The organism is Liquorilactobacillus satsumensis (assembly GCF_964065465.1).
Classification (GTDB): Bacteria; Bacillota; Bacilli; order Lactobacillales; family Lactobacillaceae; genus Liquorilactobacillus; species Liquorilactobacillus satsumensis.
The window spans coordinates 1,850,436-1,867,485 of record NZ_OZ061606.1 but is presented as its reverse complement, the minus strand read 5'-3'; the positions used below and the strand labels follow the sequence as shown (position 1 = coordinate 1,867,485).

The 17,050-nt window shown below is 39.4% G+C and carries 13 protein-coding genes and 1 pseudogene; 10 read left to right on the top strand and 4 right to left on the bottom strand.

The window, feature by feature from the left end:
- Positions 1-78 precede the first annotated feature (78 nt).
- The 3 genes from AB3Y88_RS08625 to AB3Y88_RS08615 form a co-directional block, all read right to left on the bottom strand.
- Entirely contained in the window at positions 79-2,508 is a 2,430-nt protein-coding gene (locus AB3Y88_RS08625) for an NAD(P)H-dependent oxidoreductase (protein ID WP_228889950.1), read from the bottom strand.
- A gap of 106 nt (positions 2,509-2,614) precedes the next feature.
- Positions 2,615-3,541, bottom strand: coding sequence for an FAD:protein FMN transferase (locus AB3Y88_RS08620; protein ID WP_056961517.1), 927 nt, complete (start codon positions 3,539-3,541; stop codon positions 2,615-2,617).
- 339 nt (positions 3,542-3,880) lie between these two features.
- Positions 3,881-5,845, bottom strand: a complete 1,965-nt coding sequence (locus AB3Y88_RS08615; protein WP_056961519.1) for a sucrose-specific PTS transporter subunit IIBC — start codon at positions 5,843-5,845, stop codon at positions 3,881-3,883.
- Between the two features lie 217 nt (positions 5,846-6,062).
- Here AB3Y88_RS08615 and AB3Y88_RS08610 point away from each other — a divergent pair, with 217 nt between their 5' ends.
- From AB3Y88_RS08610 to AB3Y88_RS08600, 3 genes are all read left to right on the top strand, one after another.
- Positions 6,063-7,553, top strand: coding sequence for a sucrose-6-phosphate hydrolase (locus AB3Y88_RS08610; RefSeq protein WP_056961521.1), 1,491 nt, complete (start codon positions 6,063-6,065; stop codon positions 7,551-7,553).
- A 13-nt stretch (positions 7,554-7,566) separates the two neighbouring features.
- Complete coding sequence (locus tag AB3Y88_RS08605; protein WP_228889948.1) at positions 7,567-8,565, top strand: LacI family DNA-binding transcriptional regulator; 999 nt, start codon at positions 7,567-7,569, stop codon at positions 8,563-8,565.
- A 75-nt stretch (positions 8,566-8,640) separates the two neighbouring features.
- Positions 8,641-9,543 carry an ROK family protein gene (locus tag AB3Y88_RS08600; protein WP_228889945.1) on the top strand — a complete coding sequence of 301 codons (903 nt, stop codon included), beginning with the start codon at positions 8,641-8,643 and terminating at the stop codon, positions 9,541-9,543.
- A 238-nt stretch (positions 9,544-9,781) separates the two neighbouring features.
- Here the strand turns inward: AB3Y88_RS08600 and AB3Y88_RS08595 are convergent, their stop codons facing one another.
- Positions 9,782-10,669 carry a LysR family transcriptional regulator gene (locus AB3Y88_RS08595; protein ID WP_228889942.1) on the bottom strand — a complete coding sequence of 296 codons (888 nt, stop codon included), beginning with the start codon at positions 10,667-10,669 and terminating at the stop codon, positions 9,782-9,784.
- Positions 10,670-10,842: 173 nt separating this feature from the next.
- On the opposite strand from AB3Y88_RS08595, the gene AB3Y88_RS08590 reads away from it, so the two are divergent.
- From AB3Y88_RS08590 to phnW, 7 genes and pseudogenes are all read left to right on the top strand, one after another.
- A complete protein-coding gene (locus AB3Y88_RS08590) occupies positions 10,843-11,859 on the top strand; it encodes a phosphate/phosphite/phosphonate ABC transporter substrate-binding protein (RefSeq protein WP_228889940.1) in 1,017 nt (338 codons plus the stop codon).
- Between the two features lie 36 nt (positions 11,860-11,895).
- Positions 11,896-12,627: a phosphonate ABC transporter ATP-binding protein gene (gene phnC / locus AB3Y88_RS08585; RefSeq protein ID WP_228889937.1), complete on the top strand. Its 732-nt coding sequence runs from the start codon at positions 11,896-11,898 to the stop codon at positions 12,625-12,627.
- A 39-nt stretch (positions 12,628-12,666) separates the two neighbouring features.
- Complete coding sequence (locus AB3Y88_RS08580) at positions 12,667-13,470, top strand: ABC transporter permease subunit (RefSeq protein ID WP_228889935.1); 804 nt, start codon at positions 12,667-12,669, stop codon at positions 13,468-13,470.
- A complete protein-coding gene (locus AB3Y88_RS08575; RefSeq protein WP_228889932.1) occupies positions 13,470-14,330 on the top strand; it encodes an ABC transporter permease in 861 nt (286 codons plus the stop codon). Before AB3Y88_RS08580 ends, AB3Y88_RS08575 begins: the two co-directional genes overlap by 1 nt.
- Before the next feature lie 26 nt (positions 14,331-14,356).
- The gene (phnX, locus tag AB3Y88_RS08570) at positions 14,357-15,151 is read left to right on the top strand and encodes a phosphonoacetaldehyde hydrolase (RefSeq protein ID WP_228889929.1); all 795 of its coding nucleotides are present in this window, start codon (positions 14,357-14,359) and stop codon (positions 15,149-15,151) included.
- Between the two features lie 10 nt (positions 15,152-15,161).
- Positions 15,162-15,911, top strand: a pseudogene (gene phnX / locus AB3Y88_RS08565) (phosphonoacetaldehyde hydrolase); the annotation flags it as partial.
- Positions 15,912-15,929: 18 nt separating this feature from the next.
- Complete coding sequence (gene phnW, locus AB3Y88_RS08560) at positions 15,930-17,048, top strand: 2-aminoethylphosphonate--pyruvate transaminase (RefSeq protein WP_324250765.1); 1,119 nt, start codon at positions 15,930-15,932, stop codon at positions 17,046-17,048.
- The last annotated feature ends 2 nt before the right edge of the window (positions 17,049-17,050 follow it).

Genomic DNA, 17,050 nt, shown 5'->3' with positions numbered 1-17,050 from the left:
TTGTAACCAAAAAGCGTGCCTCGGGCTGACTCATCCCCCGCTGCACGCGCATCGCATTACTCGTTAAAATATAACTAATTAGTGTGTCTTAATTTGTGTGTGTTCTGCTTTTTTGGCTTTGTCAATTGCTTGTTTGACCGCAGCTTTTAACGCACTGCTTGACAAGGAAGCCCCTGAAAGGCTGTCGACTGCATAGGAATTTTCCCTAATCATTGTTCGCGGTAATTCTTGGAGTGCTTTTGCTCCGACATCACCACTTTCACTTTGCTTAAGGATCTCGATTTCTTCGATTTTTCCAGCATCATAAGTGACTCGCACAACTACTTCATTTCCCATTCCGGCGTCACTTTTACCAAGATATTGGTGTGCCCCCACAACATAATGTTCCTCCTGTTGCGTCACATCAGACACGTCTTCCAAGCTTGAAACAGACGAATTTGTCAGTGAAACCTCATCCTCCTTGGTTGCTGGAGTAGACCTACTTATTTCTTTAGGACGTGCGGCATTTTCACCTGCAATCTTGCCAAAGATTAAACACTCTGCCAGATTGTTCCCCCCTTGATACTGATTAGTATTAATGCCACCAAGTTCACCCGCAGCATACAGATGCGGCACAGGTTTCCCCCAGGGATCAAGGACTTCACATCTAGAGTTGTGCCGCGGTCCGCCTTGCGTATTTAACATAGTTTGCGTAAGCGGCAATGCATAGTATGGACCTTCTCCAAAAGGTTGCATTGTTTTAATTTCGCGGTGATTAGCAAAATCATACCCAATTGTTACTAAGTGATCAAAGTCTGCACGTGTCTGTTTCAATTTAGCCGCATCAACTTTTATTAACTTAGCTAACTCTGCCAATGAATCACCCTTAATAATCATTTCATAAAAATTAGCAACTGGCAGCTTTTTCATTTTTTTGAAGATCTCCAGCTGTGATTGATCAAAGATTGCATAAGGATGCGCATTGGCTGCAGGTACTCGCCAAGTCCCATGATCATAAATATGCCCGTGGCGATTAGCCTCTGCCTCATTGAAATAACGCGTGCCATCGTCACCAATTACAAAAATACTTCCGGTAAAAAGCTCCTTCCAAGGGGCTAGTAAAAGCTGACCTCGTTCGCCTTTGGGAACACTAACGCACATTCCATGATAGATTCCTAAGGACTCATAGTTGTGCATGTGCCATAAATCAGCGCCTGCCTCTAAGCCCATTTTGATGCCGTCACCCTTGTTATACATTGAGCCTAATGGTGTTAACCGCGGTGCTCCTAGATAATCCTGAACCATCTGCTGATTATTTTCAAATCCGCCGACAGCCATGACTACTCCATTTTTAGCCTGAATATTTACTAAAACATGGTCACGTTCAATTTGGACGCCTAGAACAGTTTTAGTTTTCTCAGCTTGAATCAGATGTTTGCCTGGTGAACTGAACCAAACTGTAATCCTATCTGCGCGCGCAATAACTTGTTGGCGCAAGTTTTTCCATAATGCACTATCAAGCATCCCATCATGCACCAACAACATGTCATAAGCTTGATTTCCAGGATATTCTGGGAATTCATGAACCATTTCCGACAGATCAAGTTTATTATGATCCCAATCATGAGCAACACTGAAGGGTTCCACCCCTAAATACTTTCTAAAATACGCTCGCATGTTAACCATACCTTCAACATAAGTGTTGACCAGTTCTTCATCCAAAGCAAATTGCGCCGTTAAATTCTGGTAGTAACGCTTTAAAGCATCAAAATCATCGCCAGCGCCTACTAATTGGCCAGCATACCGTGTATTTCCACCTTCATGACCCTCAGGCGCCGAATCGACCAACAAAACATTTGCCCCTGCATCTGCAGCAAAACGGGCCGCAGTCGCTCCCGCTCCACCAAAGCCCAGCACAATCACATCGTAAGTGGCATCCCACCTAATATTTTTGGCAACAGGCATTGTCTTAGCCTCCTCTTTAGTACTGTTAACTAACTGCACGTATTTGACAAAGTTGTGAAAACATTTTTCTAAAAATTCAATCGTCTTTTGTTCCTTGAGATTCTGGTTACTATCAAAAGCGGTTTTACAATTAGGCAGCATAAACTCATTTCCGGGAAGGACATATGCATCAACTCCAGGAGAATCTAGTACATGTCGCAAATCCATCTGCGCACGCACAGTACCTTGTGCCCCATAAGATGCGCCCACAATCATTACCGGTTTTCCTCTCAAAGTATGATAACTAGCTGAAAGCCATTCAAGCACACTTTTTAATGCAGCTGTCATCGAGTGATCATATTCCGGAGTTGCAATAATTAACCCATCCGCAGTTTCAACTTTAGTGATTAATTTTTTGATATCTTGAGGAAAAGCTTGCAGTAAATCCTCATTAAACAACGGCAAATCTCTAATTTCCTGCAATTCAAAATCCGCTTGATCCGCAAAGTGACGTTGCAGATACTTCAATAAGAGTCGGTTATACGAAACACTAGCATTGCTACCAACAATTGTCAGCAATTTCATCAACTATTCCTCCATTCTAAACACACCGCAGCAACCGCTTACATGCTCATAATATCACATATATTGAAATACTCAACTCAAAGACAGGTATTCATTTTATAAAAATTCAGTAATTAAATGCGCGGTAGCTTTCTTTCAATCCGCTTGTCAGCGTAACTTCTCCGTTTTGCTGTATAAAAACACCTTCTAACTCAGGTTGATCCTCAATTAAACGTCTACCGCGTGTAGCACCTTGACAAAATGCTAAGGTAGTCCATAAGTCTCCATCTACCGAATGTGGACTAACAAGGGTTACACTTGAAAGACCATTTGTGACCGGATATCCTGTTTGGGCGTTAAAAATATGATGATATTCTTTCCCGTGTGCTTTTAAAACACGTTCGTATATTCCAGCGGTAACCACCGCTCCCGCATGTACTGTAAGTCTTCCTATTGGGATATTCCTTTTTCTGAGCGGATCTTGAATTCCAATGTGCCAGCGACCTAGATGCGGTCCCTCACCAACCAATAAAAGATTTCCACCCAGATCGATGATCCCCTGTTGAACGCCGCGAAGCCGCCATAAGATCCCAACAGCATCCGCAATATAGCCCTTCGCAATTCCCCCAAGATCAAGCTGCATCTGGGGTTCCAACAAGAAAACGCTCTGGGTCGCATCATCCAACTTGATCTTAGTCGGCGACAAGACATGCAGGAGCTTTTTAATATCCGCCGCTTCAGGAAGCTGGGCGTCATTAAAACCAATTCCCCATAATTTAACAAGTGGTCCAAGCGCAACATTGAACCCCATTTGCAATTGGCTAGCATGCACAGCTAGCTTGATTAATTCATAGGTACTTTTAGAGACCATCACGGCATGTTTCCCGGCCGCATTATTAATCGCGACCACTTCTGAGTACTCACGATTTACTGTCAACTTTTTTTCAAATTTTCTAATCAGCTCATATCCCGCTTCAATATCAGTTTCATTTGCAGGTGCCGCAACACTTAAGTTAATTACAGTCCCCAATCCATAATAGGTATGTGTTAACATCCAAACTCCCCCCAGCTACTCCTAGTCCCTCATTAAAGCCCTTACAATAATTAATATAATCCAGGATTCAAAAATAAGCTCTTAAAATGATCGCCTCTTCTGACACCTTAGCTTTTTAAAAGTCACTCAGGGATCTCCATTGCATACTTAGCTATGCATAATTTAAAGTTAGCTGAAAATTTTGACTTATGGAACACGTTTATCCAGAATAAAAGAGGGGCTGGATCAAAAGTTAATTTTTGACCCAGCCCTATCATTATTTCATGCCTTATTCAGACGTCTAAATTAAAATTATTTTAACTCAAAGTAAATTAGTGAGTCGCATGCATGCTTGATTCCTTAGTTGCGAACTGTTACAGAAACCAATTGATCCCCCTGCGTGACTTCCTGCGTTTTAATTCTTTCGACACTTGCATAATCATTAGTGTTAGTAACAACTATCATGACAGTTGGATCAAACCCAGCCTGCTTAATCCCTTCAAGATCAAAACTCCCTAGTTTTTGATTCTTAGTCACTTTTTGCCCTTGAGTTACTTCTGTTTCGAAGAACTTTCCTTTAAGTTCAACAGTATCAATTCCAATATGCAACAAGACTTCTGCACCATTATCAGATTTAATTCCATAGGCGTGCTTAGTTTCATAGGCAACAGTAATCGTACCAGCGACAGGCGCAAAGATCTCACCGCTTGCAGGCACAATTGCTGCGCCACTTCCCATTAGTTTTGCTGAAAAGACCTTGTCATTAACCTCTGTCAGAGATTCTGCCTTCCCAGTAAGCGGAGCGCCAATTACTTCATCATTTAGTTTTAATTCCTTGGTTGCTAGCGTAGCTGCTTTTTGCTCCACCTTCGTTTGATCAGAAGCACTTGCTACAGGAACCGGATCAACTAAGTGTGCATTTTTCTTTCCGTAAAGATACGTTAAAACAAATGCCACGACAAAACTAAGTAATTCTGCCACGATATACATTGGAATCGACTTCACATCGACCGATAAGAAACCAATAAAACCAGCCGATCCTAAAGAACGTGCCAATACTTGGAAGAAGCCCGCAAAAGCTGAGGCAACTCCCGCTGCGATAATTGCACAAAAGAATGGGAATTTTAGTTTAAGGTTAACCCCGAACATCGCTGGTTCCGTAATCCCCAGTAATGCTGAAGCACTAGCTGAAGAGGCTAACCCCCGCATTTTCTGATTTTTTGACAATCGATAAACAGCCAGACAAGCGGCACCTTGAGCAACATTTGCCATTGAAGCAATTACAAAAATAAAATCTCCACCTGTTTTTCCAATATTCGAAATCAGCTGTGTTTCAATTGCTGGAAAACTTTGATGCAGTCCTGTTAGTACAATTGGCGAATAGAGCAATCCAAAAATACCAGTTCCAACAAAACCGCCAATATTATAAAGCCATACAATTCCATTAGTAATCCCATCACTCACACTACGCATCACGGGTCCAACAAGGATAAAAGTCAACAAACCGGCAATAATAATTGCAAGTAATGGTGTGAAAGTAAAGTCCAATGCACTTGGTAGTTTTTTATGGAAGAATTTTTCTAAATTAGCTAAAAGATAAACAGCTGCCAAAGTCGGAATCACAGAATTTTGGTACCCGATTTGAGCAATATTCAACCCAAAGATATGCCAATATGCCATCTTCCCAGCTGCCATTGTCGCAGCTGCATCACCGGAAGTAATTAGCGATGGTGCACACATAATCATTCCCATTGCCGCACCCAGATACTGATTTCCACCGAAACGTTTGGCAGCAGAAACCCCTACCAAAATTGGCATAAAGGTAAAGGGAGCTCCTGACATCATATTGATAATATCTGCCAAGCCTTTAAATTGCGGATACATCTGAATCACAGATTTTGCACCAAAAAGTCCTTGCGCAGTCAGAATATTATTTAAAGCCATTAATAAACCACCAGCCACTAACGCTGGAATAATCGGCACAAAAATATCAGATAAGAGTTTAATAAAAGCCATTACAGGATTAAAGCGTTTCCCGTTTTCTGCGACCTTCTTCAAATCCTCCGTTGAAACTTCACTTAATCCAGTCAACTTAATTAATTCATCATAAACAAAGTTAACGTCGCCAGGTCCAATAATTACTTGATACTGCCCGTTAGTCTTGAAGGTTCCTTTGACTCCCGGGTTATTATCCAAAGCCGCCTGGTCAATCTTAGTATCATCTTTTAAGACCAACCGTAGACGGGTAGCACAATGGGCTGCAGCAATGATATTATCTTGATCAATTGCTTTAATAATGTCGATTGCTACTTTTTTGTAATCCATAGTTAACAGCTCCTTTTGAAAACGTTTTATATAATTACTGTTTATATCATACCTAATATTTCACACATGTCAATCGTTTATCACATATTTTTATCTCAGCAAAAAATAATTCAACAGTAAAAGATTATTTGATGATATTCGTTTGACACAAAAAAACAGGCAGAGTACAATTATAAAAGAAAAAAAGACAACGTTTTCAATTTAGGGAGTTGTTATTATGGAATGGACACGCAGTAAACGTTATTTGCCGTATAACAAGTGGGACGCCGAGTATCTGCTGAAATTGCAGGCTCAAACTGCCGCTTCGGCATATCGTCCGAGTTATCACATTGCCCCAACTTCTGGCCTTTTAAATGATCCCAACGGTTTTTCATTTTTTAACGGTCAATGGCACCTCTTTTACCAATCTTTTCCTTTTGGACCGGTCCATGGGCTTAAATCATGGGTTCATCTGGTCTCCACTGACTTAGTTCATTGGCAAAATTTGGGAACCGCACTGAAACCGAGTACGCAATTCGATAGTCACGGGGTCTACTCTGGTTCAGCAAGCGTGATTGGTGACAAGTTATTCTTAATGTACACTGGAAACGTGCGCGATTCTGACTGGATTCGCTCACCATATCAAAACGGAGCTTGGCTCAATCAGAATAATCAACTGACCAAATTAGAAAAGCCCTTAATTACCCAGCCTCAACATACAACTGATCATTTCCGGGATCCGCAATTACTCCAAAAGGATGACAAATATTATGCACTGATTGGAGCTCAAGATGCGGCAACTCAGAGTGGTCAGATTGCAGTTTTTTCTTCAACCAATTTACACGATTGGAAAGATCTTGGTTATCTCAACTTCGCGCAAAAAAGTTTAGGCTATATGATTGAATGTCCTAACCTTGTATTTGTTGCACAACAGCCTGTCTTGATCTTTTGTCCGCAAGGTCTGGATCCAGAAATTGCGGCTTACCAAAATATTTATCCTAACATGTATTTGATCGGCAGCAACTGTAATCTTGAAAAAGGTGAATTTACACCCGCAGCGCCGTTATCTCAGCTAGATTATGGTTTTGACGTTTATGCCAGCCAAGCATTTACAGCTCCTGATGGACAAAGTTACTTGATCAGTTGGCTTGGATTGCCTGAAATTGAATATCCAACTGATTCTGAAAACTGGGCACATTGCTTAACACAGGTTAAACAGCTTTCTTTGGAAAATGGGCAACTTTATCAACAACCTGTTCCTGCAATTCGAGCTTTACGCCAACAACCGCAGCCATTAACGGGACGCACGGCTGCGTCTGAAACAATTCTTACCAGTGCACCAGGAAAACACTATGAATTAGAACTCACATTTTCAGCTGATCAAACAGGTACTTTATACCTCTTTAGAGATATACAGAAAAAGCATGGCTTAAAAATTGATTTTTCAAGCGGTGAAAATGCTTCTTTAACAGTTGATCGCAGTCAAGCAGGTCTTGCCTTCGCGCAAAAATATGGTACAACTCGGCGCGTGCCACTTGAAGCGCACCAAAAGCTTGTACTGGATGTTTTTGTAGATTATTCAGTCTGTGAGATTTTTATCAACAATGGTCAAAGGGTCTTGAGCATGCGGGTCTTTCCCACCAAAGATGAGACCGCAATCACTCTGGCAGGACAAGCGCAAATCACCTATAATGGTTCTTGGTGGAACTTAACCAAAACTAACAGCTAAAGGAGACTTGCAAGTGCGTCCAAAACTGAATGATGTTGCTGCAAAAGCAGGTGTTTCAGTGACGACAGTTTCCCGCGTGATCAATAATTACGGGTACTTAAGCCAAGGAACTAAGGATAAGGTCTTTCGTGCAATGAAAGAGCTGAATTACCAGCCCAATTCGCTGGCGCGGTCCTTGCATGGAAAGAAAACTCATTTGATCGGAGTGATTTTTCCTTCAATCGTTAATCCTTTTTTTGCAGAATTAGTAGAACAAATTGAAAATCGCTTATTTAATTCAGGATATAAGATCATCTTATGTAATAGTGCTGATAATCGGGAAAAAGAACGCGACTATTTGCGCATGCTAATTGCTAATCAAGTTGACGGCATTATTGCAGGTGCGCATAACCTTGGAATTGATGAGTATAACCGTGTAGGTTTGCCAATTGTCTCATTCGATCGTTTGTTTTCAGATAAAATTCCCATCGTTAGCAGCGACAACTTTCGGGGAGCAGCTCTCGCCACCAAAGAACTTTATCAAGCAGGCGCACGCCATATTTATTTTCTCGGTGATCCGCATCAAACTGGTAATCCGACAGATTTGCGCCTGCAAGGTTATCAAAAAACCATCGCTAAGCTTCAGTTAACAGCACACGTGCATACCATCAATTTTACAGAATCTCCAACACTTAAATCACTCTCGATCAAAAAATTGTTGGCCAAACGTTATGCCGATGGAATCGTCTGTACGGATGATTTAACTGCCATCTTAGTCTTAAGAGCAGCTCAAGAACTCAAAATCTCTGTTCCACAAGAACTAAAAGTAATCGGCTTTGATGGGACTTCGTTTGTTCAAGAATATAATCCAGAGTTGTCGACGATTGTTCAACCGATTCACGACATTGCATCATTACTGGTCAGCATTTTAGTGCAACGGATTGATCAACCCGATAAACCCCTTGAACAAATGCGCTATGTCCTACCAGTCAAGCTATTGCGTAACCGCTCAACTTTCCCTTTTGAAGAGTAGGTTATCAAAAAATATTTGCCTTCAAGCAATCTTTAACTTTAAATAAAATAATTCCAAAATATGGAGGACTTACAGATGTTACTAGGAAGCGTAGAAGCCGGAGGTACAAAATTTGTTTGTGCTGTAGGCAATGAAGATTTCAAGGTGCAAGAATCAGTCACCTTCCCTACCACTACCCCAGAAGAAACATTGCGTAAAACGCTCGCTTTCTTCAAAAAATTTGCGGATCTAAAGGCTATCGGAGTTTCATCTTTTGGACCAATTGAGATCCGCAAAAGTTCACCCAAATATGGCTACATTACAAATACGCCTAAACCTGGCTGGAAAGATACTGATTTTGTCAATAAACTCCAAGCTTCCTTTCCAGTTCCAATTGCCTGGACTACCGATGTTAACGGCTCGGCATATGGTGAATATATTGCTTATAAAAAAGCAGGACTTCAGCTTTCATCCCTCGCCTACTATACAGTTGGCACAGGAATCGGTGCTGGAATAGTCACTGATGGCAAACTTGTTGGAAGCGAAGGTCACCCAGAGCTTGGACATGTCTATCTAAAGCGGCATTCTGCTGATCTTAATTTTAAGGGAATCTGTCCTTATCATGGTGATTGTCTTGAAGGCTTAGCTTCCGGTCCGACCTTTAAAGCGCGTTTAGGCATTGCTGGTCAAGATGTTCCACTAACTGATCCTACTTGGGATATCATTGCTTATTATGTGGCTCAAGGAGTCATGCAGGCTACCCTCGCTTTACGTCCTAGCAAGATTGTAATCGGCGGTGGCGTCTCCAGTGAAGCCTTCTTAAAAAAGGTGCGGCTCCATTTCAAAAAACTCTTAAACGACTATGTAGCAGTGGGCGATCTTGAGCAATATATTGTAACTCCGAAAGTTCCCCATAACGGTTCTGCAATCATGGGATCCTTGGCGCTAGCATTGGCTGAATATCAGAAAAGTGCTCAGCCTAAAGCTACAAATGCTTAATCAACATCCGTTTTTGTAAACTGAAGTTTGCTTCATTAGACGATCCACTTCAAAGTATTCTAAATTAAAGTCGCTCCAAACCACTATTTGGATATTCCTTTGAAGGATCATAAAAAATTAACTATTTTATCATAATGCAACCTAAAATTGGGCTGTGACAAAATTTAACTTTTGTCACAGCCCCTCTTTTATTCCGTATAAACGTGTTCCATAAATTAAATACCATCATTTTTAACTTTTAAAACCAAGCTTGTTTAGCTAATTCAGCAAAGCTTAAAACTGCATCAATTCTTGCTTTATCTTTGGTTGTCATGACGTAAAATTTACGTTTAATAGGAAACGATGACACATCTAACGGTTTTAAAGAACTACTCTCCGCATTAAAAAAAGTATCTGGCAGAATTGAGATTCCAATTTCTTCAGAAATTCCCTTTTTAATATTGTCATATTGCTGCATTCGAATAAAATTCCCCGTATCAATTTTATTTTGACGCAGCCAATTCATTAAAATCCTCCCAGTATCTGAACCTTTTTCTCGTATAATAAACTTCTCTTTTTTCAAGCTATCTAACGGGATTTCTCTCATTTTTGTTAATGGATTATTTTCATTAGCCACTAAATACAGTCTTTCAATTCCAACCTCATCTACTACAACAAAACGTCCGTCTTCTTTATGCTGCTCAGGCAACGGCACCAAAATAATATCTACTAACCCAGATTCCAACCCTTTAAAAGCATCTTCAGTATTAGTTATTGAAAAAAAGGAGTGGATATTAGGGTACCTGAAACGAAAATCTCGTGCAATCGTTGCCAACATGTAGGTATCGATTGAAGTTGTCCCAATTCGAATTGATTTTTTTAAAACCTCGTTTTTTGGTTTGAGAGCATCAGAGCATTTTTCATATAAATTCAGCATATTTTCGGCATAACTCAATAAAATATACCCTGAGTCAGTCGGAACATACCCGTTATGAGCCTTAGTAACTAGTCTAACTTTAAACTCCTCTTCTAAATTTTGGATGTGTGCCGTAACAGTCGGTTGACTAACATGTAATTTTCTTGCCGTAGTTGAGTAACTTTTATATTTGGCTAACGCCGTAAAAGTTTTAAGCTGTTTGAAATCCATAAAACCACCTCACAGTTATTAATAATTATAATAATAATATTCAATAAAACAATAGCCTTTACACAAATAAAACACTAATCTATGTAGTGTTTTTACAAAGGACAGTCATAATATCAATTGTTACCTGCTATATTAGGTATCACAAAAAATTATAATAAATGGAGGCCTATATGATGCATCGATTCAAAAAGTTATTTCTCTTTTCAACTATGTTCCTACTTTTTTTCACCTTATTAGCCGGATGTAAAAATTCTGCAGCAGACAATTCAAAAACACTATCCGTTGTTTTTATTCCCAACGATTCTGTAAAGGAAGTTGAACCGGCCCGAAAAGCACTTTCCCAAAAAATCAGTAAAGCAACTGGTAAAAAAGTCAAAATTCAAACAACTACCGATTATAATATTGCAATTCAAGCAATTTCTTCTGGTAAAGCACAAATCGCATTGCTAGGAGCAGATGGTTATATTCAAGCACACAAGCAAAACAACAAAGTAGTTCCAATCCTAACGTATTCGGGCAAATCCGGTACTTTAAAAGATGCTTACTATCATAGCTACATCATGGTTAAAAAAAATAAAGAACAGAATTATCTGACTAATGGAAAATATGATTTAAATAAAGTCAAGGGTAAGAGAATGTCTTTTGTTGCGAATACTTCCACATCAGGATTTGCAATTCCAGCAGGAGCTTTAAAAACAAAATTTAATTTGAAAAGTACCGATCAATTATCTCAAAGTGGTCAATTTTTCTCCAAAGTAGTTTTTGGAGGCTCACACCAAGGCTCTGCTCTGAATCTAATGAAAGATGACGTTGATGTAGCTGCTTTCGATGATCACGATTTGACACCGTATGGTTCTTTCTCAAGTACCGATACAAAACCAGGAATTACCTTCACCGTTAAACAAAATGCTCCGGCACCTTTCAACACTGTTCCAAATCAAGTCAGTGTCGCACTTGCTGCATACAAAGTACAGAGTGAACCAATTGTAGTTAATCGTGCTAAGGTTAGCCAAACAGATGTCAAAAAAATTCAAAAAGCACTTACAGCCAATAGTGTTAGCCAAGATACTCATTTTTTTGCACCCTCAAATGCCAAGACTCGTGGACTATTTACAAAAGATGGGAAGACTCGTTTCATTGCAGTGGATGACAGTTGGTACAAGCCAACTCACAAAATTTTAGGTGAATAACAAAATATATTCACTCGTGTTTAAGGAGGTACGACCGTGCTAGTTATTAAAAATCTTACCAAATCCTATTCTGGACAAAAACGTTCCTTGGAGAATGTCTCTTTTGCAGCTAGACCAGGTGAAGTTTCTGTCATTATTGGACCTTCTGGTGCTGGTAAAACAACCATTTTGCGTAGTATCAACCAGTTAATTAGTGATGACGACGGTCAAATCAAATTGGACGATCTCGATATTCGACAACTAAACCGCAAGACATTAAAAAAAGTTCGTCATAAGATTGGAATGATTTTCCAAAACTACAATTTAATTGACCCTTTGACAGCTATTGAAAATGTGTTACATGGCCGACTGGGCGCGAAGTCAACTTTTGCGGGCATGTTTTCGCTTTACACCGCTGCCGAAAAAAAAGAGGCTTTAACATTACTTGAACAAATGGGACTTAAGGACTTTGCTTTTAAACGCTGCAGTGATTTAAGCGGAGGCCAGAAGCAACGTGTCGGAATTGCGCGTGCACTGATGCAGCATCCAAAAATAATTCTCTGTGATGAACCAATTGCATCGCTTGATCCTAAATCAACAACTTTGGTTATGAATATTTTACGCAAGTTAGCAATTGAAAAAAAAATAATCGTGTTGATCAATCTCCATCAAGTAGAGATTGCAAAAGTTTATGCAGATCACATTATTGGCTTAAACAAAGGCAAAGTTGTTTTTGATGATCGGTCTGAAAAATTGAATACCGCAGCTATTAACTTAATCTACAGTTGAATTTCAAGCTAACAAGCCAGTAAGTTAGGATGAAGCAAAATGAAAACAAAAAAGCAATCAATATCTCAATTTTTTAAGAACAAACATCTAAAAAAAGTGACAATTGTTGGGATCCTTGCACTTTTTTACTTGATGGCCGCTTTTTTTCTGGACTATGATCTTTCTTCTTTAAGCACTTTAAGTGATGGCTGGACCTGGTTATTTAAATATTTCATTCCTGACCACCAGTCAACTGCTATACTTGCAACAATTATATCTCAGATTTTTAAAACATTTTTAATAGCTGTTGCAGCAACATCATGTGCCGCATTTCTTGCTTTAATTCTAGCAATTTTAGGAGTAAAGTCTGCAGGTTTGCCTGTAATTTTCGGCATCCTTATTAAAGGATTCGCATCAATCTTAAGAAATATTCCATTGACAGCTTGGGCTTTGATCCTAGTATTTTCCTTTAAACAAAATAATTTTACCGGTTTTTTAACTCTCTTATTTATGGCACTAGGTTTTCTAACTCGTGCATTTATTGAAACGATTGAAGATTATGGCAGTGAGAAGATTACTGCCCTGCAGGTTACCGGTGCAAGTTATCCTCAAATCGTCTTTCAAGCTATGCTTCCTGAACTAACGACTCCTCTTCTAGAATGGGTTCTTTATATGCTCGAAAACAATATTCGGGACGCAGTTTTGGTCGGATTACTAACGGGCTCAGGTGTAGGGTTTTTATTTGATCTTTACTTTAAAAGTCTTCGCTACCACGCTGCAGGTTTAGTTATTCTAGGAATTATTGTCCTCGTAATCACATGGGAACTTTTGTCAATTCAAATAAAGAGGTGGATAGAAAAATAATGTCTAGGAAAAAAGTATCTACTCAAGGGATATCTTCTGATTACACAAGCATGAAGAACATCTCACTTGTAAAAATCAAACTACATGATCGTCAAAGACTTGGTGTTTACTTGCTGGTACTATGTTTAGCGCTCATCACTTTTTTATCAATGCCAACAATAGTACCAGCTAATTTCAAATTTTCTCCCGCTTTCAGCAGCTTTTTTGCTAATTTACAAACTATGTTTCTTCAACCCCACTTAGGAAATGATTCTTTAAAAGCTGTGTTTTACGCACTGCTCCAAAGTATTGCTTTGGCAATTCTGACAACTATTCTTGGGGCACTGATTGCCTTTTTTCTTTCGCTGCTAGCCGCACGCAATTTATCGCCTGTATGGCTTTCGTTAGGCGTCCAGAGTCTGATGGCTTTTATTCGGGCAATTCCTACAATTATCTGGGTACTAATCTACAGTATTTCACTTGGCCTAGGTTCAAATGCTGCTGTGCTGGGACTGTTGTTCCACAGTGTAGCTTACCTTACCAAGGTCTATGCTGATAGCTTTGAAGACATTGCTCCTGAAGTAATTGATTCTTTGAGAGCAATGGGTATTAATCTCGGCACAATTATCATGCAAGTCATCATCCCAACTAGTTATCGTCGGATGCTCAGTTGGACCTTCATCCGTTTCGAGATCAACTTTGGTGATGCCATTGCTGTGGGCGCAGCAGCAGGAGCTGGCGGCATTGGTTACCAACTGTTTATGTCCAGTACCATGTACTTTGATTTCCATGAAGTTGGTTTTTTAGTCTATTTTGTTTTAGCCTTTGCTGTTATCTTAGAATTTTTATCATATCAGCTTAGAACGCGATTCAATAAATAATTATTAAGAAAAGAAGAGTGAATACTATGACAATTGCAGCAGTTGTTTTTGATTGGGCTGGAACCACAGTTGACTATGGCAGCAAGGCTCCAATCGTAGCTTTTTCAAGTGCTTTTAAAACATACGGAATTTCAATTTCTGAAGAACAAATAAGAAAAGATATCGGTCTTAGCAAGCTTGAACATATAAAAAAAATTTTTCAGGATTCAGCTGCTCAAAACGCTTGGAAGAAAGAATTTAATCAGCCGTTTGACCTGAACTTCGCAACAGAGACGGTCTACACAAAATTTAACGACCTAATTTCTGCTCAACTAAAGGCAACTTCCTATCTTAAACCTGGACTCTACAAATTAATGGTGTATTTTAAAGAACATAATATCAAAATGGCTACAACATCCGGCTACTATAAGTCAATGCTTAACCAGATTATCCCGTTAGCCGCCGACCAAGGATACCATCCGGAGATAAATATTACTGCAGAAGATACAGCAGGTATCGGCAGACCAGCTCCTGCAATGCTCCAAATGGCTATTACAAAATTAGGACTCACCTCAGCAGCACAAGTCATTAAAGTCGGTGATACTTTGAACGATATTTTGGAAGGAAAAAATGCTCATTGCATTTCTGTAGGGGTTGTTGAAGGTAGCAATCTAATGGGTTTAAGTGTTACTGAATTTCTCTCACTAACCAACCAAGAACGTGCTAAGCGTAAGCACGACGTCAGAATTCAATTTGAAAAGGCCGGCGCAGATTATGTAATAGACAATCTAGACGATCTCATCGCAATTATTGAAAAACTCAATCACTCAAACCAAGACTAGGAGACTTTTTATGACAGTAAAAGCAGTTGTTTTTGATTGGGCCGGAACTACCATTGATTATGGTAGCAGAGCACCTATTCTTGCATACCAAGAAGTTTTTTCTTACTTTAATATTCCAATCACTGTTTCACTTATTAGAAAGTATATCGGTCGTGAAAAGTATGAACAGACCAAATTAATTTTAGACGATCCTGATGAAAAAAAAATCTGGAAAGAAATATATCCACATCTTTCTGACCAAGACATGCTTGACAAAATTTATACAAAGTTAGAAGAACTCATCCCAAATATCCTAACAGTTACCTCAACGCTGAAGCCTGGTATGTCCCAGTTGATAGCCTATCTGGAAGAAAATGGAATTCGGAGTGCGACAACAAGTGGCTACAGTCAAAAAATGCTTACTACGCTTATTCCGTTAGCTAAAAAACAAGGATTCAATCCTCTATTTAACATTACTGCAGATCAAACATTGCATATTGGAAGACCTTATCCCGATATGTTAAATCTCGCAATAAATAAGCTTCAAATCCATGATCACAGTCAGGTTATAAAAGTTGGAGATACAGTAAATGATATTTTAGAGGCTCGAAATGCTGGCACAATTTCTGTGGCTTTGATTGAAGGTGGGAATTTAAGCGGTCTTACAGAAGATGAGTACTATTCTTTATCTCCTGAAGAACGCCAGAAAGATAAAGATAACATCTTTGCCCAGCTGAAAGAGGCGAATCCAGATTACATTATTAACAATCTCAGTGAACTGAGTGATATTATTGAGAATCTGAATAAACGGACTCTCCTGTTAACACCAGGACCAGCAACTCTCAGTAATACTGTCAAACAGGCCATGACCATTGATCACGGTACCTGGGACAGTGAGTATAAGGACGTAACTCAAAAAATTAGAACTGCACTCTTAAAAATCGGGCATGCCGCGGAAGATAAATATACTAGTATTCTTTTGCAAGGGAGTGGTACTTATGGCGTGGAAGCAACTCTATCGACTGCAATTTCAAGAGGAACAGATACAGTTTTAATTGCCGCAAATGGGGCATATGGCAGACGAATGAGCGAAATTGCAGATTACGCCGGAATTAGTCATTTAGACATTTGTTTCAAAGACACTGAACCTATCGATGAAAAGATAGTACTTGAAATGATCAAAAAGCACTCGGAGATCACACACTTTGCACTCGTTCATAATGAAACTACAACTGGAATTGTAAACCCGCTCTCAAATCTGCTGCCTAAACTGCACTCTTTGGGAATTATTACCATAGTAGATGCTATGTCAAGCTTTGGTGGCATTCCACTCGATCTTAATGAATTAAAGCCTGACTATCTCATTAGTAGTTCAAACAAGTGTGTTCAAGGTGCTCCGGGCTTTGCCTTCATTATCGCTAACAAGAAGGTGCTCGCAAATACAGCTGGAAATTCAGCTTCCTTGTCTCTTGATCTTTATCAACAGTATCTTTGCTTTGAAAACAATGCTGGCAAATGGCGTTTTACTTCACCGACACATGTAGTCTTTGCTTTTTATGAAGCACTCTTAGAACTGCAGGACGAAGGTGGGGTAAAAGCACGCTATCTGCGTTATTCACAGTTAGAGCAACAATTGCGAAATGGTTTAAAAACACTTGGCTTTGAACCTTTAATTGCTGCAAAATACCAGTCGCCAGTTATTACTTCTTTCAAATATCCTTCTTCAAGCTTTAATTTTGATAACTTCTATCTTTACTTAAAAAATCACGGCTTTATTATTTATCCCGGTAAAATTACAGAAGTAGCTAGTTTCAGAATTGGCAACATTGGTGCAGTATATTCGAAAGATATTGCTCGCTTATTGCGCACTATAAAAGACTATCTGCTTAGAAATCAACCCAAAACTAGCAACCAGTAACT

Bases quoted from the DNA above. Each gene is read 5' to 3' on its own strand.
- AB3Y88_RS08625 (WP_228889950.1), bottom strand. From the start codon at position 2,508: ATGAAATTGCTGACAATTGTTGGTAGCAATGCTAGTGTTTCGTATAAC.
- AB3Y88_RS08620 (WP_056961517.1), bottom strand. From the start codon at position 3,541: ATGTTAACACATACCTATTATGGATTGGGGACTGTAATTAACTTAAGT.
- AB3Y88_RS08615 (WP_056961519.1), bottom strand. From the start codon at position 5,845: ATGGATTACAAAAAAGTAGCAATCGACATTATTAAAGCAATTGATCAA.
- AB3Y88_RS08610 (WP_056961521.1), top strand. From the start codon at position 6,063: ATGGAATGGACACGCAGTAAACGTTATTTGCCGTATAACAAGTGGGAC.
- AB3Y88_RS08600 (WP_228889945.1), top strand. From the start codon at position 8,641: ATGTTACTAGGAAGCGTAGAAGCCGGAGGTACAAAATTTGTTTGTGCT.
- AB3Y88_RS08595 (WP_228889942.1), bottom strand. From the start codon at position 10,669: ATGGATTTCAAACAGCTTAAAACTTTTACGGCGTTAGCCAAATATAAA.
- AB3Y88_RS08590 (WP_228889940.1), top strand. From the start codon at position 10,843: ATGCATCGATTCAAAAAGTTATTTCTCTTTTCAACTATGTTCCTACTT.
- AB3Y88_RS08580 (WP_228889935.1), top strand. From the start codon at position 12,667: ATGAAAACAAAAAAGCAATCAATATCTCAATTTTTTAAGAACAAACAT.
- AB3Y88_RS08575 (WP_228889932.1), top strand. From the start codon at position 13,470: ATGTCTAGGAAAAAAGTATCTACTCAAGGGATATCTTCTGATTACACA.
- phnX (WP_228889929.1), top strand. From the start codon at position 14,357: ATGACAATTGCAGCAGTTGTTTTTGATTGGGCTGGAACCACAGTTGAC.